Here is a 24,298-nt window from a genome sequence, read left to right as displayed (position 1 = left end):
GAACGAAGGAGATTTCCCATGATTCTGATCGTCGGGGCCACGGGTGTGATCGGCGGGGCGACGGTGCGCGAACTCGCGCGCGAGGGGGCGAAGGCGCGGGCGCTGACCCGTGACCCGGACCGGTGGGAACCACTGCCCGGCGTGGAGGTGGTGGCGGGTGATCTGGACCGTCCGGAGACACTGCCACCGGTGCTGGACGGCGTGGAGTCGGTCTTCATCGCCACCTCCGGACATCTGAAGGCCGCCCAGGACGCGCGACTGGTCGCCGCGGCGCAGCGGGCGGGCGTGCGGCGGCTGGTCACGGTGTCGTCGCTGGCGGTGGACGAGAATCCGGACGGGCTGCTGGGCGGCTGGCACGCCGAAGGCGAGCGGGTGGCCGTCGAGTCGGGCATCCCGACGACGGTGCTGCGGCCGAACGGCTTCTACTCCAATACCTTCGCCTGGGCGCCTGCCATCGCCACGGGCGAACTGGCACTCGCGCTCCCGGATCTGCCTGCCGCGCATCTGGATCCGCGCGATATCGGCCGGGCCGCCGCCGCGGTCCTGCGCCCCGGCTACCCCGGTGAACCGGTCGTGCGGCTCAGCGGCCCCCGGGCCCTGACACCGCGCGAGCAGGTGGCGATCCTGGCCGCCGAACTGGACCTGCCGCTGACCGTGCGGGAGATCTCGATCGAGGACGAGCGCGAACGGCTGGCCCGGCGGGTGCCCGACCACGTCGCCACCGCTGTCACCGCAGCCCGCGCGGCCGCCGGACCGGTGCGCGCCACCGTCTTCGGTGACATCGAAAAGCTCACCGGCACAGCGCCGATCAGCTTCGAGGAGTTCGCACACACGCATCGGGCGACGTTCCTGCCGTCGTGACGGCGGGAACCTCGCCCTGGCGCGGTGGTCATTCGGCCGGAACGGCCTCCGGCTCCGACTCGGCCTGCTTCGCGGGGGCCGGAGTCGCCGACCCGGGTGCGGCAGGCGGTGGGGCGGTGGACAGGCCGAAGGTGAAGGCCAGCGCCACCACCGCGAACACCGCGCCCACCCCGAAGGCCGCGTGGTAGCCGGCGAGCAGGTCACCGGTGGAGGCCGCCCGGTCGCCGGTGCGGGCACTGGTGGCCGAGGCGGCGATGGTGGCCAGCACCGCCAGGCCGATCGCGCCACCGAACTGGCGGGTGGTGTTGATGATGCCCGAGGCCAGACCCGCCTCGGCGGGGGCGACACCGGAGGTGGCCGCGATGACCAGCGGCACCATCAGCAGACCCGCGCCCAGGGTGATCAGCACCTGCGGGATGAGCAGATGCACCAGGTAGGACCCGTCGTCGGGCACGAAGGCCAGCAGCAGCAGGCCGAGCGCGCTCAGCGTCGGCGCGGCCGTCAGCAGCGGGCGCACCCCACCGAACTTCTTCACCAGCGGCGGCCCGGAGTACGCGCCGATGGTCATCGCCACGGCACCCGGCAGGAAAGCCAGACCGGTCTGCAAGGCGTCGTAGCCGAGGATGTTCTGCATGTAGAGCGACAGGAAGTAGAAGTGCGCGATCACCGCCGCGCCGATCCAGAACATGACCGTGTTGGAGTAGGCGATGGAGCGAATCTTCAACACGTACAACGGGATCAGTGGCGCCGAGGCCACCCGCGACTCGTGCAGCGTGAACCACACCAGCAGCACGGCGGCGGCCAGGATCGGACCCCACGTCGTCGGTGCCGCCCAGCCGTTGTTCTGCGAGTCGACCGCGCCGAACACCAGCGCGATCAGGGCCGTGGTGACCAGCACCGCGCCCACCGCGTCGAGCTGCTTGGTCTGCTCGGCCCTGCTCTCCCGCAGCAGCGGGAAGGCGAAGGCCAGCGCGAGCAGGCCCAGCGGGATGTTGACGTAGAAGATCCACTCCCAGCTGGCGATATCGGTCAGCACGCCACCGAGCACCGAGCCCAGTGCCGCACCGGCACCCGAGATCGCGCCCCACGCGGCGGTGGCACGGGCCTTGGCCTTGGGTTCGGTGAAGGTGGTCGACAGGATCGCCAGGGTCGCCGGCGAGAGCAGCGCGCCACCGAAGCCCTGCGCCACCCGGGCGATGATCAGCCACTCCGGCGAGGTCGCCAGACCACCGGCCAGGCTGGCCACGGTGAAGATGGCCAGGCCGAGCACGAACACCCGCCGCCTGCCGATCAGGTCGGCCACCCGGCCACCCAGCAGCAGGAACCCGGCGAAGGTGATCGCGTAGCCGTTGACCACCCACTGCAGGCCGGCCTCGGAGAAACCGAGCGATTCCTTGATGGCGGGCAGGGCGACATTCACGATCGACAGGTCGAGCACGACGATCAATTGGCCGAGGCAGAGCAGGCTGAGTACAGCCCAATCGGGCGGCCGGAAACCGGCTTGTCTGTTCATGGAAGGCACTCCCGTTCAGCGCGGATATTCGAGTCGAATGGACTCACCAGTCCAATTTCTAGACTCGGGAGTCCATCGTCAATCCGGCTCCAGCCAGCCTCCAGAGCTGCTCCAGCGCGGCCGAACATGCTGGATACACCCCGGTGAACGCGAGGAGGAGTCCGTCGATGGACCAGTCCGAGTACGTCTTCGTGAATGTCTTGCGGCTGACCGGTTCGGCCGAGGAATTGGCGTCGATCTACGCCGATGTGGCCACCTATTTCGCCGCACAGCCCGGGTTCCGGCATTACGAATTACTGCGTTCGGAAACCGATGCCGAGGTGTTCGTCAATATCGCCCGCTGGTCGGACAGGGCGGCCTTCGAACGCGCTACCGCGAATCCCGAATTCCGCTCCCGCACGCGGGTCGGCAAGGTCGCCCTCGGTGACCCGCATCTGTGCCGGGTGATCCGGTCGGGTGAACCCACCCCGTGACCGACCTGCGCGAGGTCGCCGACGGTGTCTTCGCCTATATCGAACAGCCCGGCGGGTGGTGCGTGAGCAATGCCGCGCTCATCCGCTCGGGCCACGACGCCGCGCTGGTGGACACCCTGGGCACCGAGCGCCGCGCCCGCGCCCTGCGCGCCGCGCTCGCCACCGTCGGCGCGCAGTCCCCGGCCACGGTGATCAACACCCACTGGCACGGCGACCACACCGCGGGCAATGCCCTCTTCGCCCCCGCGCCGGTGATCGCGCACCGCGCTGGCCGGGCGGCCATGGCCCGCAACGGGCTCGCGGTGCGCGGCCTGTGGACGGATGTGGACTGGGGGACACTGCCGCTGGTGCTGCCCACGATCGGCGTCACCGACACCGCGACCCTGCACGTCGGCGACCGTACGGTCGAACTCCTCGCCGGTGACACCGGGCATTCCGACGGCGACCTGGTCGCCTGGCTACCCGGCGAACGGGTGCTCGTCGCGGGTGACCTGGTGATGCCCGGCTGCACGCCCTTCCTGCTGTCGGGGTCACTGTCCGGTGCGCTGACCTGGCTCGAACGGCTGCGCGCGCTGGCGCCCGAAGTCGTGATCGGCGGCCACGGCGAGGTGGCCGATCATCGCGCGCTCACCGAGACAGCCGACTACCTGAGCTGGCTGCGCGCGGTGACGCTGGACGCCGCGGCGGCGGGTGCCACCCCGCTGGAGGCGGCCCGGCAGGTGGACCCGGCCCGACGCGGTGACCAGCCGTGGTCGACATGGCAGGAACCGGAACGGCTGGTCGCCAATCTGCACCGCGCCTACGCCGAACTGGCTCCCGAGCTGGTGGCGACCCCGGTCCGCTCGGGTCCGGTGCTCGCCCAGATGGCCGAATTCCTCGGCAGGCCACTGACCTCCGTCGCCTAGCCAGCGTTGTAATCGCGCTGAGTTCTACGGTTTCGGGCCGGGTGAATCGCGCATAGCCTCCGGAGGACACCCGCTTTTCGGTGGCGAAAGGAGTCGGCACATGACGGCTGCTCCCGCGCGGGCCGCGTTCACGGACTCCCGCGCCGCGTCCAAACGCGCGCTGATCATCACCGCCGCGACCAGATCATTTCTCGAATTCGGTTACGAGCGAACCAGTGTCGACACCATCGCCGAGCGGGCCTCGGTGTCCAAGCAGACCATCTACAACTACTTCGGCGACAAGCGCAGCCTGTTCCGGGTGGTCCTGGCCGGCGTGCGCGCCGCGGCCGACACCTTCGACGAACTCGACGACAGCCTGCTGCGCGACCCGGCCACCGTCTACGACGACCTGGTCACCGTCGGCACGCTGTTTCTGGAAGTGACGCTCTCGGAGCAGGTTTCCGCCGTCCGCAGGCTCATCGTCGGTGAGGTGGCCCGCCATCCCGATCTGCACCAGGTGTGTGCCGATCAGTCGGTGGCAGAGGGGCCGCGCATCGCCGGGTGGCTCACCCATCGCCTCGAGGTGCTGGCCGCGGCCGGGGTGCTCGACACCACCGAGCCCGCCGTCGTCGCCGGGCAGTTCTTCGCCCAGCTGTCCCACGACGGGCAGCAGGCCTCCGCCTTCGGGACCACTCGCCTGGGTGCCCGGCAGGCCGCCGAGATCTCCGCCCGCGCCGCCCGGCTGATCGTGCGCGCGTACGCGGTGTCCACACCTGTCTGATCGCCCGTCGATCCGGCAGAAAACTTCATACGATCTCCTGGAGGTAGGCTTCACATGATCAATTTCGGGGTTTTGGGACCTTTGCAGTGCTGCATCGACGGCACCGGCGCGGTGCCCAGCGCGCCCAAGCAGCGTCAGCTGCTCGCGCTGCTGCTGATGAACGCCAATCGGGCCATCTCGGTGGACTACTGCATCGAGGAACTCTGGGAGACCACGCCGCCCGCCTCCGCCGCCTCCACGCTGCAGACCTATGTCATGCAGCTGCGTAAGTGCCTGGGGGAGCACAGTTCCAATCCCGGACGGGGTGCCACCCGGCTGGAGACCCGCGAACGCGGCTACCAATTACATGTGGAGCCGGGCGAATTCGATGTCGACGTGTTCGAGGACAAGGTGCGCCTGGCCCGGCTGGCGCTGGCCGCCGAGGACGACGAACGCGCCGACGCGGCCCTGCGCGCCGCGCTGGCGGTCTGGCGCGGACCGGTGTTCTCCGACATCAAACCTGGTCCGGTGCTCGCGATGTGGGCCACCAGCCTCAACGAGGTGCGGCTGTCCATCCTCGAGCACCGGATCGAGGTGGACCTGCGGCTGGGCAGGCATCGCGAGCTGATCGGTGAGCTCAGCGGCATGGTGCAGCGCTCGCCGCTGCTGGAGAGCCTGCACGCGCACCTGATCATCGCGCTGTACCGCTCGGGCAGGCAGGCGCACGCGCTGCAGGTCTACGAGCGGTTGCGGCACCGGCTGGCCGAGGAGCTCGGGCTCGAACCCACCCCGACGCTGCAGCAACTGCACCACCAGGTGCTGTGCAGCGCACCGGAACTGGCGGCCCCGCCCACGGTGGACGCGGCCGCCCGCTACTCCGCCGAACTCATCGCGGGGCGGATCAGGTCCTCGCTGGTCCCCGCCTGCGGCTGACCGGTATGCCGCGCGGCTGACAGCAGGGCCCGGGTGACGTCGTGGCGCGGGGTGTCGAAGACCTCTTCGACATCACCGCGCTCGACGATCCGCCCCGCCGACATCACCGCCACGGTGTCGCTGACGTGCTGCACCACCGACAGGTCGTGCGAGACGAACAGCATCGACAGCCCGCGCGCGGCTTTGAGATCGGTGAGCAGATCCAGGATTTGCGCCTGGATGGTGACATCGAGCGCCGAGACCGGTTCGTCGCAGATCAGCACGGCCGGATCGGTGGCCAGCGCCCGCGCGATGGCGACGCGCTGCCGCTGCCCACCCGACATCTCACCCGGCCGCCGGTGCTCGAACGCGGCGGGCAGGCCGACGGCATCGAGCAGGTCCAGGATGGTGCGCCTGCGCGCGGGCGCGGACAGCTCGCGGCCGTGCAGGGCTTCACCGATTATCCGGGTGACGTCCCAGCGCGGGTCGAAGGAACTGGCCGGGTCCTGCCAGATCACGCCGATCTGCGCGCGCCTGGGCCGCCGGACCTTCTCCGGGACACCGGACCACGGCTCGCCGTCGATGGTGACCGTGCCCGCGTCCGGTTCCAGCAGTCCGAGAACCAGTGCGGCGGTGGTGCTCTTGCCGGAGCCCGATTCACCGACGAGGCCGAGGGTCGAGCCGACCGGCAGGTCGAAGCTGACATCGCGAACGGCCCGCAGCACGCCGCCGTCCGGGAGCCGGAACGAGCGGCTCAGTCCGGAGACCGAAACAGCCGGGCTGACAGGGTGATCCGGTCTCGATGGCCGGTCGGGCGAGGACGCCGGTTTCTGTACCGAACTCCCGCGATGCACCGATTCCGTCGGCGACAGTCGCTGCCCGCGCCGGTCGGGCGTGGGCACTGCCGCCAGGAGTCGTTGCGTATAAGAATGTTTCGGTGTTCGGAGGATCTCGGCGGTCGGGCCCTGTTCGACGATGCGGCCCTCGTGCATGACGGCCACCGTGTCGGCGATATCGGCGACCACCGCCAGGTCGTGGCTGATCAGCAGGAGGGCGGCGCCGTCGTCGCGGAGGGTGCGCAGCAGGCGCAGGATTCGCGCCTGCACGGTGACATCGAGTGCGGTGGTGGGTTCGTCGGCGATGATCACTCTCGGGCCGCCTGCCAGGGCGGTGGCGATGAGCACACGCTGCCGCTGTCCGCCGGAAAGCTGGTGCGGGCGCATGGCTTTGCGGACTTCGGGGTCGTCGATGCCGACCGCGCGCAGTAGCTCGTCCACCTCGGCCGCCGCCTCGCCACGTGAGCGGGTGAGCCGGTGGGCACGCAACGTGTCGACCACTTCGGCGGCCACCGGGCGCAGCGGGTCGAGAGAGGTGAGGGCGTCCTGGAGGATGAGGCCGATCTCGCGGCCGCGCACCGCCCGCCACGCCCGGGGCGACAGGCGGGTCAGGTCGGTGTCGCCGAGGCGCAGTGTTGCCGCGCGGACCTCGGCGGTCGGTCCGGCCAGGCCGAGCAGGGCGCGCGCGGTCACGCTCTTGCCGGAACCGGATTCGCCGACGATGGCCAGGCAGCGCCCGGCCGAGAGCTCGAAACCGATGCCGCGCACCGCCGCCACGGCGTCGGGCCCACGTCCGAAGCGGACGTGCAGATCATCGACGCGCAGTACCGGCACGGCCGACCTCCCAGCGTTGTTGCAGTGCCCGGCCGAGCACGGTGACGGTGATGACGGTGAGTGTGATCGCCGCACCCGGCGGCACCGCCGCCCACCACGACTTGGACAGCAGCTCGCGGCCCGCCGCCAGCATCGAACCCCATTCGGGCGTGGGATCTGTGGGCCCGAGCCCGAGGAAGCTCAGTGCGGAGCCGATCATGATCGAGCTGCCCACGCCGAGGGTCGCGAGCACGAAGGTGGGCCGCAGCGAGTTCGGCACGATGTGGTGCAGGACCCGGTAGCCGGGCGTGCGGCCCAGCGCGACCGAGGCCCGCACATACTCCGCATTGCGCACCACCACCGCCTGCGAACGCACCAGCCGCGCGTAGGAAGCGGATTCGGCCACGGCGATGGCCGCGACGATACTGCCCACCCCCTGGCCCAGGATCGCGATTACCAGCAGCGACAGCAGAATGCCGGGAAAGGCCATCACGATGTCGATGCCCCGGGTGACCACGGTGTCCACCCGGCGCCCCGCCAGTGCGGCGAACAGGCCGATCACCGTCCCCGCAAGCACCGCGAGCACGGTCGCCGACAAGCCCATGAGTATCGAATAGCGAGCACCGAAGACCAAGCGCGAGAAGATGTCCCGGCCCAGCTGATCGGTACCCAGCAGATGTTCGGTGCTCGGTGCCGACAGTGCCTGACCCAGGTCGACATCGATGGGCGGCTGGGTGGCGAGAACACCGGGCGCGAGCACCGCGATCACCAGCACCGCCGCGGCCAGGCCCGCCGCCACGACGGTGGGACGTGGCCATCGGGTAGCCGTCCGGCGTGGTTTCGTCACCGCGTCGGGGAGCACGGCGGCAGGCGCGTTCACCGGATCACCTCCGCCGACACGGCCGAGCGCGGATCGATCACGCGATAGGCCAGATCGACCGCCGTATTGATCGCGATGAACAGCAGCGACCCGAACATGACCAGCGCGATCACCACGGGGAAGTCATGGGTGGTCACCGCCGAGAGCAGTACGCGCCCCAAACCCGGTCGCGCGAACACGGTTTCGACCAGCACCGCACCGCTGAGCAGACCGCCGAAGAGCCAGCCCGCCACCGTGATCGCCGAGAGCAGCGTGTGCCGCACCGCGTGATGGACCCGGATATCGAGCTCCCCGGCACCGCGCGCCCGCGCGCTCAGGACGAACGGTGCCCGCAGCGCCGTGTCCACACCGTCGCGCATCACCTGGGCCAGCACCGCGGCGATCGGCACGGCCAGGGTGAGCGCGGGCAGCACCAGCGCCGCCGGGCCTCGCCCGGTCGCCGGGAAGACCCGCCAGTGGAACGACAGCCCGGCCAGCAGCAGCGTCCCCACCCAGAAGGTGGGCGCCGACACCGCGACCAGCTCGGCCACGTGCGCGACGGCCCGGGGCACCCGCCGCTCACCCGAGGTCGCCAGCACGACCAGGATCGCCCCGCCCACACCGAGCACGATGGCCGCCCCGGCGAGCTGCAGTGTCGGCGTGAGCTGCGCGCCGATCACCGTGAGCACCGGCTGCTGCCGCTGGAACGACTCTCCGAAGTCGCCCTGGGCCAGGCGGCCCAGATAGTGCAGGAAGCGCAGGTGTGGCGGCTCGTCCAGACCCATCTGCGCGCGGATGGCGGCGAGGGTGGCCGGGGTGGCCGGGGCATTGCCGAGCATGGCGTAGGCCGGATCGCCGGGGACCAGCGACATGGCGACGAAGGTCAGTGTCGCCACGCCGGTCAGCAGACCCACCACCCCGAGTACCCGCCGCACCAGCGCGAGCAGCACCGCGCGCAGCGTGGTCATCAGCTCAGCCAGGCGTCGTAGAACACCGGGTACGACGACGGCGCCGCGGCGATGCCGTGCACCCGCTGACCCGTCGCCACCTGGCTCGCGGGCACGAACACCGGGATCACCACCGCCTGATCGATCGCCCACTTCTGCGCGTCGGCGTAGTCGCGGCGCTGCACCTCGGTATCGGTGGTGCGCGCGGCACCGGTCACCCACGCGTCGACCTGGGGATCGTTGACCCATGAGATGTTCTGTCCCGCCATCGGTTTGGCGGTGGAGTGCAGGAAGCTGCGGATGATGTCGGGGGAGTTGGACGACCAGCTGGTGTCGAACAGGTCGTAGTCACCGGCGGCGACCAGCTGGAACAGCTGGCCGGTCTGCACATTGTTGCGCACGATCTCGATGCCGGCCTGCTTGGCCGAGGCCACGATCGCCTGCCCGACCAGGCCGCGATAGTTGGATTCGTCCTGGGCCTTGGTGGTGGTCCAGGTGGCGGTGAGCCGGGTGCCGTCCTTCACCCGGTAGCCCTGCGCGTCGCGCTGCTGCCAGCCCGCCTCGTCGAGCAGCCGGTTCGCGGCGGTCAGGTCGGTGCGCCAGGAGTTCTCCACGGCCGGGTTGTAGAACTGGGTGCTCGGGGTGAGGATGCTCCACGCGCGGGCGTAGTTGCCGAAGTAGATCGAGGACAGGATGGCGTCCACATCGGTGGACTGCTGCAGGGCCTGGCGCACGCGCTGGTCGCGCCACGGGCCGCGCTGGGTGTTGATGTAGAGCGCGTAGACCGAGCCCTGGGCGTCGTAGCGGGTGTAGTCGATGGCGGGATCGTCGCGCAGATCCGCCACGTCGCGGGCGGGGACCGAGAGCAGGCCGTCGATCTGTTCGCTGGTCAGCGCGCCGATCCGGGTGGAGTTCTCCGGGATGAAACGGAACTCGACGCCGTCGAGGTGCGCGGGTCCGGTGTGCGCGGCGGTGGGCGGGGCCCAAGCGTAGTCGGGATTCTTCTCCAAGGTCACGCTCTGCTGGGCGATGTGCCCGGTGAAGCGGAACGGGCCGGAACCGACGACGTGATCGCAGAGCTTGCCCGCGTTGTCGGCGAAGTTCTTCGGCGACTGGATGCCGAGGGCGGTGGTGCTCGCCGCGGCGAGGAAGGGCTGGAACGGTTCGGTGAAGGCCACCTCGACGGTGCGCGCGTCGAGCACGGTGCTGCCGCGGTAGGGGCCGATGAGCGTGGCGGCCCACTGGGACTTGGTGTTCGGGTCGACGATGCGGTCGAAGTTGGCCTTCACCGCGGTGGCGTCGAGCTTGGTGCCGTCGTGGAAGGTGACGTCCTCGCGCAGGGTGAAGGTGTAGCGGGTGAGGTCGGGGCTCACCGTCCAGCTGCTGGCCAGCCAGGGCTGGAAGGTGTTGTCGCTGCCCTGCGCGACCAGCGAGTCCACCACGCCGCGGTCGATCAGCGCGGTGGCGTCGGCGGGGCTCACCCCGGGGTCGAGGCAGCTCGGCTCGCTGGGCAGGGCGAAGCGCAGCGTGCCGCCGGCGACCGGCGGACCGTCCTCGCCCTCGGGCGAACCGCCGGATCCCGCGGAGCAACCCGCCACCAGCGCGGTGACGATCAAGAAAGCGGCCAGTGGCCAGGCGGTTCTACCTCTCATGGCGTCAGCTTCGCCGCCGGTGCTCGACTCCCGCTCCCGCGCCGCTGGAGAAGCACTGGAGGGTCCTGGACACCGCACGGCCCTGCGGCTGTGCTGGTCGGGTGAAAGCTGTTGTGACGACCGGTGATCCCCAGGCCCCCACCCGCATCGACGAGATCGACGTGCCCGTCCCCGGCCCCGGCGAGGTGCTGGTCCGGGTCAGCGCGTTCGGGGTGAACCGGGGTGAACTGACCAGGGCGCAGCGGCTCGCGCCCGGCTCCCGGCTCGGCTGGGACGTGCTGGGCACCATCGAGGACGACTCGTCGGCGCAGGTCCAGCCGGTGCTGGCCCTGGCCGACGGCAACGGCTGGGCCGATGTGGTGGCCGTGCATCGCAGCCGGGTCGCCGTTCTCCCCGATCCCGGCGAATCGGTCGACCTGGCCGCGCTACCGGTGGCCGGGCTCACCGCGCTGGCCGCCATCCGCCGCGCGGGTCCGATCATCGGCAAGACGGTGCTGGTCACCGGGACCAGCGGGGGAGTGGGCGGGGTGCTCGCACAGCTGGCGGCCGCGGCCGGGGCCGACGTGCTGGAAGTCCGGAACCGCTTGTCCGGCACGGAGTTACCGGTGGTCGACGCGAACAGTCTGGCGGTGACCGGCCGCGAGGTCGACGTGGTGTTCGACAGTGTCGGCGGCACGGTGCTGCACGCCGCGTTCGAACTGCTCAAACCCCACGGCGCCCTGGTGAGCACCGGCAACACCGTGCGCGAACCCCTGCACCTGCCCCTGGACTGGGGACACCGCCGCCCCGGGGTGAGCCTGAGCTACGTGCACCTGTTCGACGAACTCGGTGCCGCCGCACCGGTCGCCGAGGATCTGCGCTGGCTGGGCGCGCGCTGGGCCTCGGGACAGCTCGACCCGCGCGTCACCCGGGTCGAGGACCGCGACGGCCTGGACCGGACCCTGGCCGCCCTGCGCGAGCGGGAGTTCCACGGCAAGGCCGTGATCCGCTGGTAGCGGCCGGGTCCGGCACTCAGAAGGCGAGTCCGCCGTTGACCTCGAGGACATGGCCGTTGATGTAGCCGGACTCGGGACTCGCCAGGAACCGGGCCACCGCGGCGACCTCGTCGCCGCGGCCCGGCCTGCCCGCCGCGATGGTCGGCAGGTAGCGATCCCACACCTGCCGGTGCGCGATCAGCCCGCGCCCCATCCCCTCGTCGATGAATCCCGGCGAGAGCGCGTTGACCGAGATCGATTGCCCGGCAAGCTCGATGGCGGCAACGCGGACCAGAGTCTCGATGGCCGCCTTGCTGATCGAGTACGCGCCTGCCCCGGGGGCGATGCGTCCGGCCAGGGCCGAGGACAGCGCGATGAAGCGCGCGTCCGTGCCCTTCTCCAGATGCGGCACCGCCGCCTGCAAGGTGAGAAACGTTCCGGTGACATTGGTTTCGAGCACGGTGGTGAAATCCGCCGGTGCGGTCAGTGCCAGCGGACCCGGCTTGCTGACACCGGCATTGGCGAACACCACGTCCACGCCGTCGAGCCAGCGCGCAGCCTCGGTGAAGGCCACGGCGAGCTGATCGGCGTCGGTGACATCGGCGACGGCGGCGTGCGCGTCCGGTTCGTCCGCGACCCAGCTCGGTGCCGCGCGGCCGATGATCACCACCCGGGCACCGTGGCGCAGCAGGTCTTCGGCGATCACGCGGCCAAGGCCACGGCCGCCGCCGGTGATCACGACGCGGCGCCCGGCCGGTCCGGTGGACGAATTCGCTTGTGCAGTCATGGGTCCGACTGTGCGCACCGGGGGCAGGTGGTGGGCTACAGCATCGCTGGAGCCGACGGTCCAGCGGTCCTCCAGCAGTCGTCGGCGGCGCCTCCAGTGGCCGGTGCGAGTCTCGACGAGCACTGCAGACACACGGCGTAAGGATCGAACATGGCAGGTTCAGCGGGCCCGCGTCGGGTCGCGATCACCGGGGTCGGGGTGCTGGCACCGGGCGCGATCGGCCGGGAACAATTCTGGCAGCTGCTCACCGACGGCCGCACGGCGACCCGGCGCATCAGCGCCTTCGACGCGAGCGGCTACCGGTCGCAGATCGCCGGCGAGGTCGACTTCCGGCCCGCCGAGCACGGCCTGCGCAAGCGCGAGGAACGCGCCTGGGACCGGGTCACCCAGTTCGCGGTGGTCACCGCGCGGGAAGCCCTGCGCGACAGCGGGATCGACACCGCCGCGCTGGACCCCGCGCGGCTCGGGATCAGCATCGGCAGCGCTGTGGGCTGCACCACCAGTCTCGAACGCGAGTACTCGCTGGTCAGCGATCAGGGCCGGGACTGGCTCGTCGATCCGCAGTGGGCGGTGGCGCAACTGTTCGACTACCTGGTGCCCAGCTCCATCGCCGCCGAACTGGCCTGGGTGCTCGGCGCCGAAGGGCCCGCCTCGGTGGTCTCCACCGGCTGCACCTCCGGACTCGACGCGGTGGGCAATGCCGCCGACCTGATCCGCGAGGGCGCGGCCGATGTGGTGGTCACCGGCGCCAGCGAGGCGCCGATCTCGCCGATCACCGTCGCCTGCTTCGACGCCATCAAGGCCACCAGCCCCAACAACGACGACCCCGCGCACGCCTCACGTCCCTTCGACCGCGACCGCGACGGCTTCGTCCTCGGCGAGGGCTCGGCCACGCTGATCCTCGAGGAATGGGAGCACGCGCGGGCCAGGGGCGCGCACATCTACGCCGAGTTCGCCGGGTTCGCGACCAGGGGCAATGCCTTCCACATGACCGGGCTGCGGCCCGACGGGGTGGAGATGGCCACCGCCATCCGGGCCGCGCTGGACCAGGCCAGGGTCGATCGGGTCGACGTCGACTACGTCAACGCGCACGGGTCGGGCACCAAGCAGAACGATCTGCACGAGACGGCCGCGGTCAAGAAGGCGCTGGAATCCCATGCCTGGGAGGTGCCGGTGAGCTCGATCAAGTCGATGATCGGGCACTCGCTCGGTGCCGTGGGCTCGCTGGAACTGGTCGCCTCGGCGCTGGCCATCGACACCGATGTCATCCCGCCGACGGCCAACCTGCACAACCCCGGCCCCGACTGCGACCTGGACTACGTGCCGCTTACCGCCCGCGCGCAGCGCACCGACACCGTGCTCAGCGTCGGCAGCGGCTTCGGCGGTTTCCAGAGCGCGGCCGTGCTGGTCGCGCCGTGAGCGCGCCCACGGCGACGGGCACCGTCGCGCCCGCCGTCACCGGGCTCGGCGTGCACGCGCCGACCGGCACCACGGTCGAGCAGTACTGGCGCAACACCCTGGCCGGGCACTCGGCGATCGGCCGGGTGACCAGGTTCGACCCGAGTTCCTACACCGCCACCCTGGCCGGGGAGATCCGCGATTTCGACGCCTCGGCGCTGTCGGGGCGGCTGCTGCCGCAGACCGACATCTCCACCCGGCACGCGCTGGTGTCCTCCGACGAGGCACTGCGCGACGCGGGGATCACCCGCGCCGACCGCGACGATTTCGAGCTCGGGGTGGTCACCGCGAGCACCAGCGGCGGGTTCGAGTTCGGGCAGAAGGAACTGCAGAAGCTGTGGGCCGACGGGAACCGGCACGTCAGCGGGTATCAGTCCTTCGCCTGGTTCTATGCGGTCAATACCGGGCAGATCGCCATCCGCCACGGTGCGCGCGGGCCGTCCAGCGTGGTCGTCGCCGATCAGGCCGGTGGGCTCGACGCCTTCGGCAAGGCGCGCAGGCTGGTGCGGTCGGGGACCGGGCTGGTGCTCACCGGCGGCTTCGACTCGGTGCTCTCGCCGTGGGGCTGGCTGGCGACGCTCGCGGCCGAGAACGTCAGCGCCTCCACCGATCCCGACCGGGCGTATCAGCCCTTCGCCGAGTCGGCGAGCGGGTTCGTGCCCGGCGAGGGCGGGGCGCTGACCGTGCTGGAACACCCCGACCGGGCCCGCGACCGGGACGCGCACGTCTACGCGTACCTACTCGGCTACGCCAGCGGATTCGATCCGCGACCCGGCACCGATCGCCCGCCCGCCCTGGGCCGGGTGATCCGCGACGCGCTCGCCGACGCGGGCCGCACACCGGCCGATATCGGCGTGGTCTTCGCCGACGCGGCCGGGGTGCGTGAGCTCGACGATCGCGAAATCGCCACGCTGGAAGACATATTCGGGCCCGCAGGCGTCCCGGTGACGGCGCCCAAGGCGGGCACCGGGCGCCTGTTCGCCGGTGGCGGCGCCCTCGATGTCGCGGCCGCCGCACTGAGCCTCGACCACGAAACCATCCCGCCCACACCGGGACTCGACCACTACGCCGGTCCCGTCCGGCTCGACCTGGTGTCCGCTCCGCGCCCCCTGACGCGGCCGACGGCCCTGGTCCTGGCGCGGGGCGCGCGCGGATTCACCTCCGCGCTCGTGCTCGGCGCCGCTCGATGAACAACCAGAAGGGAGGCATCCGATGCCCGCACCCCACCAAGTGACCGCCGACGAGCTGCGCGAAGTGCTGCAGCGCGTGGCCGGTGAGGACGAATCCATCGACCTCAGCGGTGACATCACCCATCGCTCGTTCGAGGACCTCGGCTACGACTCGCTCGCCGTGCTCGAGCTGTCCAATCAGATCGAAATCCGTTACGGCGTCAAGCTGCTCGACGAATCGGTGGTCGACGCGGTGACCGTCGCCGACTTCGTCGCCCTCGTCAACTCCACCCTCGCCGCCGATCCCTCCACAGGAGCCCCCGCATGAGCAAGCACGCCATCGTCACCGGTGCCACCAGCGGCATCGGACTCGAGATCGCCCGCACCCTCGGGCTGGCCGGATACCAGGTGTTCATCAACGCGCGCTCGGCCGAGAAGGTGAGTGAGACGGTCTCGGCGCTCACCGCCGACGGCATCGCCATCGACGGGATCGCCGCCGATGTGCGCTCCACCGAGGACGTGAAGACCCTCGTCGCGGCGGCGGTCGCGCGGTACGGGCCGGTGACGGTGCTGGTCAACAACGCGGGCCGCAACGGTGGCGGGGTCACCCAGAACATCGACGACGAGCAGTGGCAGGACGTGCTCGACATCAACCTCACCGGCACCTTCCGGGTGACCAGGGAGGTGCTGGCCCGGGGCGGCATCCTGGACGCGGGTGAGGGGCGCATCATCAATATCGCCTCGACCGGTGGCAAGCAGGGTGTGGTGCTCGGTGCGCCGTATTCGGCGTCCAAGCACGGGGTCATCGGGTTCACCAAGGCCCTCGGCCTGGAACTGGCCAAGACCGGGGTGACGGTGAACGCGGTATGCCCCGGGTATGTGGAAACGCCGCTGGCCGAACGGGTTCGGCGCGGCTATGCCGAGGTGTGGGAGACCACCGAGGCGGCGGTGCTGGAGAAGTTCGAGGCCAAGATCCCGCTGGGCCGCTACTCCACGCCGCAGGAGGTGGCCGGGCTGGTGGGCTATCTGACCAGCACCGCGGCGGCGCCGATCACCGCCCAGGCGATCAATGTGTGCGGCGGACTGGGGAACTACTGATGAGCACTTTCCACACCGAACACGTCATCGAGATCGCCGCGCCCGCGGCCACCGTGTACGCGGCCCTGCACGCGGTGACCAACTGGCCCAACCTGTTTCCGCCGACCGTGCACGCCGAAGTGCTCGAGCACGACGCCGACGGTGAGCACATCCGCCTGTGGGCCACGGCCAACGACACCCTCAAGAGCTGGACCTCGCGGCGCACCTTCGACACCGGGCGCCGGCACATCACCTTCGCGCAGGTGGTCTCGGCCTCGCCGGTCGCGGCGATGCGGGGGAAGTGGGCGGTGCAGGTGATCGATGCCGCGCGCAGCCGGGTCGTGCTGTCGCACAGTTATTCTCCGGACGACAGCCCCGGCGCGCGCGAGTGGATCGAAGCGGCCGTCGAGACCAACTCCACCCGTGAACTGGCCTCGCTGAAGTCCTCGGTCGAGGCGCAGGTGCGGCGGCCCACCGCCACCGTCACCTTCGCCGACTCGCTGTGGATCGGCGCGCCGCCGGAACGGATTCGCGAGTTCATCGACCGCGCCGATCTGTGGGCGCAGCGGCTGCCGCACGTCGACGCGGTGACTCTCACCGAACCCGTTGCGGGACATCAGTTCCTGGAGCTGACCACCCGCACCGCGAACGGTGACGTGCACACCACCGCCTCCTGGCGGGTGGTGCTCGAATCCGGTGACATCGTCTACAAGCAGACCCAGCTGCCGGGCCTGCTGTCGCTGCATCGCGGGCGGTGGAGTTTCGCGCCCGACGGCGCGGGGACGCTGGCGACCTCGCAGCACACCGTCACCATCATCGAGGACGCCGTCGAACCGATTCTGGGCGAGGGCAAGACCCTCGACGACGCCACCGAATTCATTCGCACCGCGCTGGGCCGCAATTCCCTGGCGACCCTGGAACACGCGAAGAAATGGGCCGAATCCACCGACCTCACCGAAACGGGTCAGAGATGAGCGCGAACTACGCCGACCTGCTCCAGTTCTACGCCCACCAACTGCGTCTGCTCGACGACGGCCGGGTCGAGGACTGGGCGGCCACCTTCACCCCCGACGGCGTCCTGCGCCAGGCCCACCGCACCACCGCCCGCAAGGGCCGCGACGACATCGCCGCCGGCCTGCGCCGCGCCACCGAGACGCTGCGGGAGCGCGGCGCGGTCCGCCGACACTGGGTCGGCAACCTCACCATCGAACACACCGCCGACACCATCCACACCCGCTTCTACGCGCTGGTCATCGAATCCACCCCCGACCGCCCCGCCCACCTCCACCTGAGCACCGACATCCGCGACGAACTGGTCCCCACCACCGACTCCTGGCAGATCCGGGAACGCACCATCATCCACGACCCCGACCCGGTCCCACCCTGGCTGACTACTTGATCAGGTAGGGGGAGACGGAGCTGCGGTGTTCGCTGATGTCGAGGGTTTTGCCGAGTGGGGGGAAGGCTCGTTGGGGGCAGTTGGAGCGGACGCAGACCCGGCAGCCCGCGCCGATGGGGGTGGCGGTGGCCTCGCCGAGGTCGATGCCGTCGGCATAGACGACGCGGCCGGCGTGGCGGAGTTCGCAGCCCAGGCCGATGGCGAAGGTCTTGGAGGGCTGGCCGTAGCGGGTGGCGCGGCGCTCGACGGTGCGGGCGACCCAGAGGTATTTGCGGCCGTCGGGCATCTGGGCGATCTGGGTCATGATCTTGCCGGGGTAGGCGAAGGTCTCGTAGACGTTCCACAGCGGGCAGGTGCCGCCACTGGAGGAGAAATGGAAACCGGTGGCGGACTGGCGTTTCGACATGTTTCCGGCGCGGTCCACGCGGACGAACGAGAACGGGACGCCGCGTAGCGACGGACGTTGCAGGGTGGACAGCCGGTGGCAGATCGTCTCGTAGCTCTGGGAGAAGAAGGCGGAGAGGCGTTCGATGTCGTAGCGGAAATCCTCGGCGACTTCGTGGAAGTGGTTGTAGGGCAGGACGGTCGCGGCCGCGAAATAGTTCGCCAACCCCAGCATGGCGAGTTTGCGGGAGGCGTCGGAACCGAAATTGCCCTCCTCCACCAATTTGTCCAGCAGCGAACCACATTCGAGATAGGCGAGTTCGGCGGCGAGTTTGAAGGTGCGCTGGCCGCCGGACAGATGCGGGGAGATCTCGAGCTGTTTGGTGTCGGGGTCGTAGCGGTGCAGCACGCCCTCGCCGAGGTCGATGCGCTCGATGATCCGCACGCCGTGCGCGCGCAGCAACCGCACGATCTCGGTGCTCACCTCGCCACCGTGGAAACGGATGCGGGTGGTGAGATCCTCGGCGGCGGTATCCAATTCGTGGATGTAGTTCTGCCGCTGATAGAAGTAGTCGCGCACTTCCTCGTGCGGTTTGGAGATGGCGGCGCTGCCCGAGCCGTCGGAGAAACGGTCCTCGGTGGCGGCGGCCAGCTGCGCGCTGGTGTTGCGGTAGCGGTTGTGCATGGCGACCAGGGCACGGGCCATCGACGGATGCGCCGAGACCATGTCGGCGATCTCCTTGGTGTCGGCCTCGATACCGAGCTCGGCGTCCATCACGACTTCCTGGAGTTCGGCGATGAGCCGGGTGTCGTCGTGGGTGGAGAAGAAGGCGGGATCGACCCCGAAGACCTCGTTGATCCGGGTGAGCACGGGCACCGTCAGCGGGCGCACATCGTGCTCGATCTGATTGAGATAGCTCGCCGAGATCTCCAGTTTCTGGGCGAGGGAGACCTGGCTCAGACCGCGTTCGGTACGGAGCTGGCGCAGCCGCGCACCGACATAGGTCTTGGCCATATGTCCAGTTTAGGGGCGCTTTCGCAGGCTTGCCAACCGATTCTTAACAGCGTGGCCTGAGCGATGTGTCACACCCCCGGGTTACCGTCGACGGGTGCTGTTCAGCGAGGTGGTCGCCGCGTCGGCGGCCGTACGGGAAACCCGGTCGCGCAAGGCGAAGATCGCCGCGCTGGCCGCGCTGTTCGGTGCCGCGAGCACCGAGGAGCTCGGCACCGTGGTGGCGTGGCTGTCCGGCGAGCTCGTGCAGGGCCGGATCGGCGCGGGCTGGCGCACGGTGACCGGCCTGGACACCCCACCCGCCGCCGAGGCGGGGCTCACCGTCGCCGCCGTCGACGAGATCTTCGATCAGCTCACCGGGCTCAGCGGTCCGGGGTCCACCCTGCGCAGGCGCGAGCTGCTCACCGAGCTGTTCACCGCCGCCACCGCCGAGGAACAGTCCTTCCTGCTGCGGCTGCTCACCGGGGAACTGCGCCAGGGCGCGCTCACCGCCATCGTGGTCGAGGCGCTGGCCGTGGCGACCGGCATCCCGGTCGAGGTGGTGCGCCGGGCGCACATGCTGTCGGGGCGGCTGCCCGAGACGGCCGTCGCCGCCGTCACCGGGGGCGCCGAGGCGCTGGCCGCGTTCCGGCTCGAGGTGGGCAGGCCGATCTCGCCGATGCTGGCCTCGCCCGGCGGCTCGCTCGACGAGGCGCTGGCCGAGCTGGGACCGCAGGTCAGCGTGGAACACAAGCTCGACGGTGCGCGCATCCAGGTGCACCGCGACGGCGATCGGGTGTGGGTGTTCACCCGCACCCTGCGCGACATCACCGCGAGCGTGCCCGAGCTGGCGGGGCTGGTCGCGGGGCTGGACTGCACCAGTGTGGTGCTCGACGGCGAGACCCTCGCGCTCACCGACGCGGGCCGCCCACGCCCGTTCCAGGAGACGATGAGCCGCTTCGCCACCGTCAGCGACCCGGGCGAGCTGCTGCTGCACCCGTATTTCTTCGACTGCCTGCACCTGGACGGCCGCGACCTGCTCGACGAACCGCTGCGGGTGCGCCGCGCGGCACTGGAAGCGGTCGCGGGACCGCACGTCATCCCGGCGCTCACCGCGCCCGGTGCCGAGGCGGCCGCCGAGTACTACGACAACGCGCTGGCCGTCGGCAACGAGGGCATGATGGTCAAATCCCTCGACGCCCCCTACGCCGCGGGCCGCCGCGGCAAGGCGTGGCAGAAGATCAAACCGGCGCACACCCTCGACCTGCTGGTGATCGGCGCGGAATGGGGATACGGCAGGCGCACCGGCTTCCTGTCGAATCTGCACCTGGCCGCGCTGGACCCGGAGACCGGCGAACCGGTGATGGTCGGCAAGACCTTCAAAGGGCTCACCGACGAATTGCTGCGCTGGCAGACCGCCGAGTTCCCGAACCACGAAACCCACCGCGACGCCCAGGCGGTCTATCTGCGTCCGTCGCTGGTGGTGGAGATCGCGCTCGACGGCGTACAGACCAGCACGCGTTATCCCGGCGGGGTCGCGCTGCGTTTCGCCAGGGTGTTGCGGTACCGGCCCGACAAGGAACCGCACCAGGCCGACACGATTGCGACCGTGCGGGCCTTACGCCCCAGCTCATGAGACTTTCCCGCAACGGTTTGGCAATCCGGCGGCAGCATACGACACACTGTTCGGGTGAGCGCCGAACTATTGGTCCTGTTGATCGTCATCGTCACAGCTCTCGCATTCGACTTCACCAATGGATTCCATGACACGGCCAACGCCATGGCGACCTCCATCGCCACCGGCGCGCTCAAGCCCCGCGTGGCGGTCGCGCTGTCGGGCCTGCTGAATCTGATCGGCGCGTTCCTGTCGGTCTCGGTGGCGGCGACTGTGGCCAAGGGCATCGTCCAATTGAACGAAGTGAGCGGGCAGGACCTGCTGGTCATCGTGTTCGCCGGTCTGGTCGGCGGCATCCTGTGGAATCTGCTGACCTGGCTGCTCGGCCTGCCGTCGAGTTCCTCGCACGCGCTGTTCGGCGGCCTGATCGGCTCGACCATCGCCGCGCTCGGCTGGAACGGCGTCATCTGGGCCTCGGGCTCCGAAGGGGTGCTGATCAAGATCGTGCTGCCCGCCGTGCTCGCGCCGGTGATCGCGGCGCTGGTCGGCGCGATCGGCACCTTCCTGGTCTACCGGATCACCCGCGGGGTCGACCAGGACAAGGCGGCCGAGGGGTTCCGCTGGGGCCAGGTCGGTTCGGCGTCGCTGGTCTCGCTGGCGCACGGCACCAACGACGCGCAGAAGACGATGGGTGTCATCTTCCTGGCGCTGGTCGCCTACGGCTCGCTCGACAAGGACGACCACCTGCCGCTGTGGGTGATGGCCTCCTGCGCCATCGCCATCGCGCTGGGCACCTACCTGGGCGGCTGGCGGATCATCCGGACCCTGGGCAAGGGCCTGGTGGAGATCGACTCGCCGCAGGGCCTGGCCGCGGAGTCGACCTCGGCGGCGATCATCCTCACCTCCGCGCACTTCGGTCTGCCGCTGTCGACCACCCAGACCGCGACCGGCGCGATCCTGGGCACCGGCATCGGCAAGGGCGCCGAGGTGCGCTGGCGGGTGATGGGCCGGATGGCGGTGGCCTGGCTGCTGACGCTGCCGATGGCGGGCATCGTCGGCGCGATCTGCTGGGCGCTGGCGACGGTCATCGGCGGGCTGCCGGGCGTGCTGGTGGTGTTCGGTGTGCTGATCGCCGGTTCGCTGGGGATCTATCTGCGGTCGCGCCGCGACCCGGTCGGCACCCACAATGTGAACGAGTGGCCGGAGGGTTCGCCCACTCCGTCGCCGCAGTCGCCGATCGAACAGAACCACGCCGGGTAGAAGGAAACGATTGTGCAGACTGTGATCACCAATCTGGGTTCCCTCTGGGAAGTAGTGCTGGCCGCGGTGGTGTTCGGGGCCGGTGTCCCGACGGTCTTCGCCTTCGCCGTGCGCTGGTGGGCCCAGGCCGAGACCGTCGACGCCGAGGGCCGGGTGCGGCGCAACTATCCCGCGCTGGCCGGGGCCCTGCTCTGCCTGGTCGTCATCGTGGTGGTGGTGATCGCCGGGATCCTGTTCACGGCGAAGGCCTTCATCGCCCACCAGTTCGGCATCCACCTGTTCGGTGAAGCGTGAGTGAGGGAGATCCGATGACCGAGACGCCAGAGACCCCCGCTGTTCGCGGCAATCTGCTCTCCCGGGTGCTGGGCTGGCTGCGCGCCGGATATCCGCAGGGCATTCCGCAGTCGGACTATGTGGCGCTGTTCGCGGTGCTGCACCGGCATCTCACCGATTACGAGGTGGTGGTGATCGGCGAGAAACTGGTCGAGGCCAATCCGAATCGGGAATCGATCAGCGAAGCCGAGATCGAGGCGGCCATCACCGATTTCGCCAAGCAGCAGCCCGCGCCCGACGATGTCTCGCGCGTGGCCTCGCACCTGGCCGCGGGCGGCTGGCCACTGGCCGAACCACTCGACGACAGCGAACCCACCGCCGACCCGGAGTGACAATTCCACGCGGCCAGAGGAATTCACGGCCTACCGCTCTTCGCGAATCGCCCGGCCACCCGACGGGCGCGCGCTAGCATTCATGCGTGGTTCGGCGTGTGAATGAAACCGATAGTGGTCGTAGTTACGGTGGATTGTCGCGCCGGCAACGAGTCGCGTTGCGCCGCAGCAGGTTGACCGACGCGGCACTGGAACTATTCGGCACCCAGGGATATTCGGCCACCTCGATCGAGCGCCTGTGCGCGACCGCGAATGTGTCGACGCGCAGTTTCTACGAAGACATCGGCAGCCGCGAAGCCCTGCTGATCGCACTGGTCGACCGGCTCAACACCGCCGCGCTGCGCCGCCTCGACGAGGCGCTCGAGCGCACCAGCGAGGAACCGCTGGTGGTGCGCGTGGTGGAGAGTTTCCGCGCGTTCCTGGCCGTGACCTGCCGCGATCGTCGCGCCGCCCGCGTCTTCTACGTGGAAGTCGTCGGCGTGAGTCCCGCGGTGGAGGAATGGCGTCGCGGCCAGCGTCGCGCCATTTCCGGCCTGCTCACCAGGGAAGCCGAACGCGCCGCCGAACGCGGGGAGGCCGAATCCCGCAGCCTGCACCTGTTCGGGCTCGCCGTGATCGGCGCGGTGAATTCCCTCGCTCAGGAGATGGTGCACGCCAGCGTCCCCGGCGACGCCATTTCCGTCGACGAGATCTGCGACGAGATCGCCTACTTCATCCGCTCCGGATTGACCGTCCGCACGGCGGCCCTGCCCGCGAGCTGAACGGCCACGAAAAAGGGAGGCATCCGAATCGGATGCCTCCCTTTTCGCTGTCAGGCGGGAATCAGATACCCATGCCCTGGGCCAGCAGCGGCCAGGACTCGTGCAGAGCCTGCTCCCAGTAGGGCCAGTAGTGGGTGCCCATGGGGGTGAACTGGTAGGTCGCGGGGATATCGAGCGAGTCCAGCTTGTTCTTCAGGTTGTGGGTGCAGGCGTTGGTGGCCGCCTCGATACCCACACCGAGGCCCAGGTTGATCACGCCCATCGGGCCGGGAGCGCCCTGGAGGTAGTACTCCACATCGGCGTTGGTGGGCATGCCGCTGCCGCTGGAGACGTAGAGCAGGGTGCCGCGCAGCTTCTCGGCGTTGATGACCGGGTCGTTCTCCACCCAGGCCGGGTCGTCGTCGGCGCCGTACATGTTGGCGACCTTGCCGCCCGCCCAGGTCTCGACCGAGAACTTCACGGCCTGCTTGCCCATCGGGTCGGCGATCTGCGCGCAGCCGGAGTAGGCGGCCACGGACTTGAACAGCCCGGGCTTGGCCTCGGCCAGCTGCAGCACCGAGGTGCCGGAGGTGGACAGCCCGGCCAGCGCGTTGAGGCCGGTCGAGTTCAGGGTGGAGTCCAGCAGCGGGGGAAGCTCCTCGGTGAAGAAGGTCTTCCACTTGTTCAGGCCCAGGCGCGGGTCTTCCTGCTTCCAGTCGGTGTAGTAGCTGCCGCGACCACCGATCGGGAGCACCACGTTGACGTGCTTGTCGGCCAGGAAGCCGAGCGCGTCGGTCTGGGCCTGCCAGCTGGCCGAACCCTCACCGGCGTCCAGGCCGCTGAACATGTAGAAGTTCGGCGCCGGGGTCGACTCGTCGGCCGGACGCTGCACGTCGACAGTGATGTCCTTCTTCATCGCCGCCGAGTACACCTTCAGATGCCAGGTGCGGCCCTCCTTGACCACCGAGGTCACGGCGGAGGGCTTCTCGGGCGCGGCGGAGGCGGCGCCACCACCGGCGATCACGGCCACCGACAGCGCGGCGGTCAGGGCCACGGCGGTGGTGCGCAGGGCGGCCACGTTTCGTAGTGCGGAGAGCTTCATCGAACAGTCGGTTCCAGTCCACGGGCCACGCGGGCGCCGTCGTCGCAGTGGTTCCCCCCTGGGCACGGCGATGCGCTCGCCGCCACGGGGCTGTCAGTCCTTCTCGACACTCTATGTCCTATGGCAGGACCGAATCGTTACCGGTTCACATTCGACGGTGATCCCGG

The 24,298-nt window shown here is 69.9% G+C and carries 25 protein-coding genes; 17 read left to right on the top strand and 8 right to left on the bottom strand.

From position 1 onward, the window contains the following. The first annotated feature begins 18 nt into the window (after nucleotides 1-18). Nucleotides 19-861, top strand: coding sequence for an SDR family oxidoreductase (locus ACFC06_RS15265; RefSeq protein WP_375930689.1), 843 nt, complete (start codon nucleotides 19-21; stop codon nucleotides 859-861). Between the two features lie 28 nt (nucleotides 862-889). Here ACFC06_RS15265 and ACFC06_RS15260 read toward each other — a convergent pair whose 3' ends face one another. Further along, nucleotides 890-2,374, bottom strand: coding sequence for an MFS transporter (locus ACFC06_RS15260; RefSeq protein WP_375930686.1), 1,485 nt, complete (start codon nucleotides 2,372-2,374; stop codon nucleotides 890-892). A 167-nt stretch (nucleotides 2,375-2,541) separates the two neighbouring features. Between ACFC06_RS15260 and ACFC06_RS15255 the strand changes: the two genes are divergently transcribed. From ACFC06_RS15255 to ACFC06_RS15240, 4 genes are all read left to right on the top strand, one after another. Then, on the top strand, nucleotides 2,542-2,847 hold the full coding sequence (locus ACFC06_RS15255; RefSeq protein ID WP_375930683.1) for an antibiotic biosynthesis monooxygenase family protein: 306 nt from the start codon (nucleotides 2,542-2,544) through the stop codon (nucleotides 2,845-2,847). Beyond that, nucleotides 2,844-3,752 (top strand): MBL fold metallo-hydrolase, encoded by a 909-nt coding sequence (locus ACFC06_RS15250; RefSeq protein WP_375930680.1) that lies wholly within the window; start codon nucleotides 2,844-2,846, stop codon nucleotides 3,750-3,752. The genes ACFC06_RS15255 and ACFC06_RS15250 overlap by 4 nt, the downstream gene beginning before the upstream one ends. A 100-nt stretch (nucleotides 3,753-3,852) precedes the next feature. After that, the gene (locus ACFC06_RS15245; protein ID WP_375930677.1) at nucleotides 3,853-4,512 is read left to right on the top strand and encodes a TetR/AcrR family transcriptional regulator; all 660 of its coding nucleotides are present in this window, start codon (nucleotides 3,853-3,855) and stop codon (nucleotides 4,510-4,512) included. Between the two features lie 54 nt (nucleotides 4,513-4,566). Continuing rightward, nucleotides 4,567-5,424: an AfsR/SARP family transcriptional regulator gene (locus ACFC06_RS15240; RefSeq protein WP_278261649.1), complete on the top strand. Its 858-nt coding sequence runs from the start codon at nucleotides 4,567-4,569 to the stop codon at nucleotides 5,422-5,424. On the opposite strand, the gene ACFC06_RS15235 is transcribed toward ACFC06_RS15240, so the two are convergent. From ACFC06_RS15235 to ACFC06_RS15220, 4 genes are read right to left on the bottom strand one after another with little or no spacing between them, the layout of a single operon-like run. Next, nucleotides 5,364-7,073, bottom strand: coding sequence for a dipeptide ABC transporter ATP-binding protein (locus ACFC06_RS15235; protein WP_375930674.1), 1,710 nt, complete (start codon nucleotides 7,071-7,073; stop codon nucleotides 5,364-5,366). The two genes, ACFC06_RS15240 and ACFC06_RS15235, sit on opposite strands and share 61 nt — an antisense overlap. Further along, nucleotides 7,051-7,932: an ABC transporter permease gene (locus ACFC06_RS15230; RefSeq protein ID WP_375930671.1), complete on the bottom strand. Its 882-nt coding sequence runs from the start codon at nucleotides 7,930-7,932 to the stop codon at nucleotides 7,051-7,053. Before ACFC06_RS15230 ends, ACFC06_RS15235 begins: the two co-directional genes overlap by 23 nt. Then, nucleotides 7,929-8,879, bottom strand: a complete 951-nt coding sequence (locus ACFC06_RS15225) for an ABC transporter permease (RefSeq protein ID WP_375930668.1) — start codon at nucleotides 8,877-8,879, stop codon at nucleotides 7,929-7,931. Before ACFC06_RS15225 ends, ACFC06_RS15230 begins: the two co-directional genes overlap by 4 nt. Continuing rightward, the gene (locus ACFC06_RS15220; protein ID WP_375930665.1) at nucleotides 8,879-10,510 is read right to left on the bottom strand and encodes an ABC transporter substrate-binding protein; all 1,632 of its coding nucleotides are present in this window, start codon (nucleotides 10,508-10,510) and stop codon (nucleotides 8,879-8,881) included. The genes ACFC06_RS15225 and ACFC06_RS15220 overlap by 1 nt, the downstream gene beginning before the upstream one ends. A gap of 101 nt (nucleotides 10,511-10,611) precedes the next feature. Here ACFC06_RS15220 and ACFC06_RS15215 point away from each other — a divergent pair, with 101 nt between their 5' ends. Next, nucleotides 10,612-11,505: a zinc-binding dehydrogenase gene (locus tag ACFC06_RS15215; RefSeq protein WP_375930662.1), complete on the top strand. Its 894-nt coding sequence runs from the start codon at nucleotides 10,612-10,614 to the stop codon at nucleotides 11,503-11,505. A gap of 16 nt (nucleotides 11,506-11,521) precedes the next feature. Here ACFC06_RS15215 and ACFC06_RS15210 read toward each other — a convergent pair whose 3' ends face one another. Continuing rightward, nucleotides 11,522-12,271: an SDR family NAD(P)-dependent oxidoreductase gene (locus tag ACFC06_RS15210; RefSeq protein WP_375930659.1), complete on the bottom strand. Its 750-nt coding sequence runs from the start codon at nucleotides 12,269-12,271 to the stop codon at nucleotides 11,522-11,524. A 150-nt stretch (nucleotides 12,272-12,421) separates the two neighbouring features. Between ACFC06_RS15210 and ACFC06_RS15205 the strand changes: the two genes are divergently transcribed. The 6 genes from ACFC06_RS15205 to ACFC06_RS15180 are packed head-to-tail and all read left to right on the top strand — an operon-like array spanning nucleotide 12,422 to nucleotide 17,374. Beyond that, nucleotides 12,422-13,690, top strand: a complete 1,269-nt coding sequence (locus tag ACFC06_RS15205; protein WP_375930656.1) for a beta-ketoacyl-[acyl-carrier-protein] synthase family protein — start codon at nucleotides 12,422-12,424, stop codon at nucleotides 13,688-13,690. Further along, nucleotides 13,687-14,919, top strand: a complete 1,233-nt coding sequence (locus ACFC06_RS15200; RefSeq protein ID WP_375930653.1) for a ketosynthase chain-length factor — start codon at nucleotides 13,687-13,689, stop codon at nucleotides 14,917-14,919. Before ACFC06_RS15205 ends, ACFC06_RS15200 begins: the two co-directional genes overlap by 4 nt. A gap of 22 nt (nucleotides 14,920-14,941) precedes the next feature. Continuing rightward, nucleotides 14,942-15,226 carry an acyl carrier protein gene (locus ACFC06_RS15195; RefSeq protein ID WP_375930652.1) on the top strand — a complete coding sequence of 95 codons (285 nt, stop codon included), beginning with the start codon at nucleotides 14,942-14,944 and terminating at the stop codon, nucleotides 15,224-15,226. After that, a complete protein-coding gene (locus ACFC06_RS15190) occupies nucleotides 15,223-15,996 on the top strand; it encodes an SDR family NAD(P)-dependent oxidoreductase (protein WP_278261639.1) in 774 nt (257 codons plus the stop codon). The genes ACFC06_RS15195 and ACFC06_RS15190 overlap by 4 nt, the downstream gene beginning before the upstream one ends. Beyond that, the gene (locus ACFC06_RS15185) at nucleotides 15,996-16,949 is read left to right on the top strand and encodes an aromatase/cyclase (RefSeq protein WP_375930648.1); all 954 of its coding nucleotides are present in this window, start codon (nucleotides 15,996-15,998) and stop codon (nucleotides 16,947-16,949) included. Before ACFC06_RS15190 ends, ACFC06_RS15185 begins: the two co-directional genes overlap by 1 nt. Further along, nucleotides 16,946-17,374, top strand: coding sequence for a nuclear transport factor 2 family protein (locus ACFC06_RS15180; protein WP_375930645.1), 429 nt, complete (start codon nucleotides 16,946-16,948; stop codon nucleotides 17,372-17,374). The genes ACFC06_RS15185 and ACFC06_RS15180 overlap by 4 nt, the downstream gene beginning before the upstream one ends. On the opposite strand, the gene ramB is transcribed toward ACFC06_RS15180, so the two are convergent. Continuing rightward, nucleotides 17,367-18,773: an acetate metabolism transcriptional regulator RamB gene (gene ramB / locus ACFC06_RS15175; protein WP_375930643.1), complete on the bottom strand. Its 1,407-nt coding sequence runs from the start codon at nucleotides 18,771-18,773 to the stop codon at nucleotides 17,367-17,369. The genes ACFC06_RS15180 and ramB overlap by 8 nt on opposite strands. Before the next feature lie 94 nt (nucleotides 18,774-18,867). Here ramB and ACFC06_RS15170 point away from each other — a divergent pair, with 94 nt between their 5' ends. The 5 genes from ACFC06_RS15170 to ACFC06_RS15150 all read left to right on the top strand — a co-directional run bounded on the left by ACFC06_RS15170 (nucleotide 18,868) and on the right by ACFC06_RS15150 (nucleotide 23,050). Continuing rightward, nucleotides 18,868-20,385, top strand: coding sequence for an ATP-dependent DNA ligase (locus ACFC06_RS15170; RefSeq protein ID WP_375930641.1), 1,518 nt, complete (start codon nucleotides 18,868-18,870; stop codon nucleotides 20,383-20,385). 54 nt (nucleotides 20,386-20,439) lie between these two features. Beyond that, nucleotides 20,440-21,624: an anion permease gene (locus ACFC06_RS15165; protein ID WP_375930638.1), complete on the top strand. Its 1,185-nt coding sequence runs from the start codon at nucleotides 20,440-20,442 to the stop codon at nucleotides 21,622-21,624. A 12-nt stretch (nucleotides 21,625-21,636) separates the two neighbouring features. Further along, complete coding sequence (locus ACFC06_RS15160) at nucleotides 21,637-21,918, top strand: hypothetical protein (RefSeq protein WP_375930635.1); 282 nt, start codon at nucleotides 21,637-21,639, stop codon at nucleotides 21,916-21,918. A 14-nt stretch (nucleotides 21,919-21,932) separates the two neighbouring features. Next, nucleotides 21,933-22,289 carry a DUF3349 domain-containing protein gene (locus ACFC06_RS15155; protein WP_375930632.1) on the top strand — a complete coding sequence of 119 codons (357 nt, stop codon included), beginning with the start codon at nucleotides 21,933-21,935 and terminating at the stop codon, nucleotides 22,287-22,289. Between the two features lie 158 nt (nucleotides 22,290-22,447). Next, nucleotides 22,448-23,050, top strand: a complete 603-nt coding sequence (locus tag ACFC06_RS15150) for a TetR/AcrR family transcriptional regulator (protein ID WP_375930629.1) — start codon at nucleotides 22,448-22,450, stop codon at nucleotides 23,048-23,050. A gap of 61 nt (nucleotides 23,051-23,111) precedes the next feature. On the opposite strand, the gene ACFC06_RS15145 is transcribed toward ACFC06_RS15150, so the two are convergent. Continuing rightward, nucleotides 23,112-24,131 (bottom strand): alpha/beta hydrolase, encoded by a 1,020-nt coding sequence (locus ACFC06_RS15145; RefSeq protein WP_375930627.1) that lies wholly within the window; start codon nucleotides 24,129-24,131, stop codon nucleotides 23,112-23,114. Nucleotides 24,132-24,298: the final 167 nt, after the last annotated feature.

Source organism: Nocardia sp. NPDC056064 (assembly GCF_042266925.1).
Lineage (GTDB): Bacteria > Actinomycetota > Actinomycetes > Mycobacteriales > Mycobacteriaceae > Nocardia.
Note: the sequence above shows the minus strand (reverse complement) of the source record. Positions and strands in the feature narration are given on the sequence as shown.

Coding starts and splice junctions, on each gene's coding strand:
- ACFC06_RS15205 (WP_375930656.1), top strand. CDS start 12,422: ATGGCAGGTTCAGCGGGCCCGCGTCGGGTCGCGATCACCGGGGTCGGG.
- ACFC06_RS15220 (WP_375930665.1), bottom strand. CDS start 10,510: ATGAGAGGTAGAACCGCCTGGCCACTGGCCGCTTTCTTGATCGTCACC.
- ACFC06_RS15185 (WP_375930648.1), top strand. CDS start 15,996: ATGAGCACTTTCCACACCGAACACGTCATCGAGATCGCCGCGCCCGCG.
- ramB (WP_375930643.1), bottom strand. CDS start 18,773: ATGGCCAAGACCTATGTCGGTGCGCGGCTGCGCCAGCTCCGTACCGAA.
- ACFC06_RS15155 (WP_375930632.1), top strand. CDS start 21,933: ATGACCGAGACGCCAGAGACCCCCGCTGTTCGCGGCAATCTGCTCTCC.
- ACFC06_RS15240 (WP_278261649.1), top strand. CDS start 4,567: ATGATCAATTTCGGGGTTTTGGGACCTTTGCAGTGCTGCATCGACGGC.
- ACFC06_RS15195 (WP_375930652.1), top strand. CDS start 14,942: ATGCCCGCACCCCACCAAGTGACCGCCGACGAGCTGCGCGAAGTGCTG.
- ACFC06_RS15245 (WP_375930677.1), top strand. CDS start 3,853: ATGACGGCTGCTCCCGCGCGGGCCGCGTTCACGGACTCCCGCGCCGCG.
- ACFC06_RS15265 (WP_375930689.1), top strand. CDS start 19: ATGATTCTGATCGTCGGGGCCACGGGTGTGATCGGCGGGGCGACGGTG.
- ACFC06_RS15225 (WP_375930668.1), bottom strand. CDS start 8,879: ATGACCACGCTGCGCGCGGTGCTGCTCGCGCTGGTGCGGCGGGTACTC.
- ACFC06_RS15210 (WP_375930659.1), bottom strand. CDS start 12,271: ATGACTGCACAAGCGAATTCGTCCACCGGACCGGCCGGGCGCCGCGTC.
- ACFC06_RS15180 (WP_375930645.1), top strand. CDS start 16,946: ATGAGCGCGAACTACGCCGACCTGCTCCAGTTCTACGCCCACCAACTG.
- ACFC06_RS15260 (WP_375930686.1), bottom strand. CDS start 2,374: ATGAACAGACAAGCCGGTTTCCGGCCGCCCGATTGGGCTGTACTCAGC.
- ACFC06_RS15190 (WP_278261639.1), top strand. CDS start 15,223: ATGAGCAAGCACGCCATCGTCACCGGTGCCACCAGCGGCATCGGACTC.
- ACFC06_RS15145 (WP_375930627.1), bottom strand. CDS start 24,131: ATGAAGCTCTCCGCACTACGAAACGTGGCCGCCCTGCGCACCACCGCC.
- ACFC06_RS15255 (WP_375930683.1), top strand. CDS start 2,542: ATGGACCAGTCCGAGTACGTCTTCGTGAATGTCTTGCGGCTGACCGGT.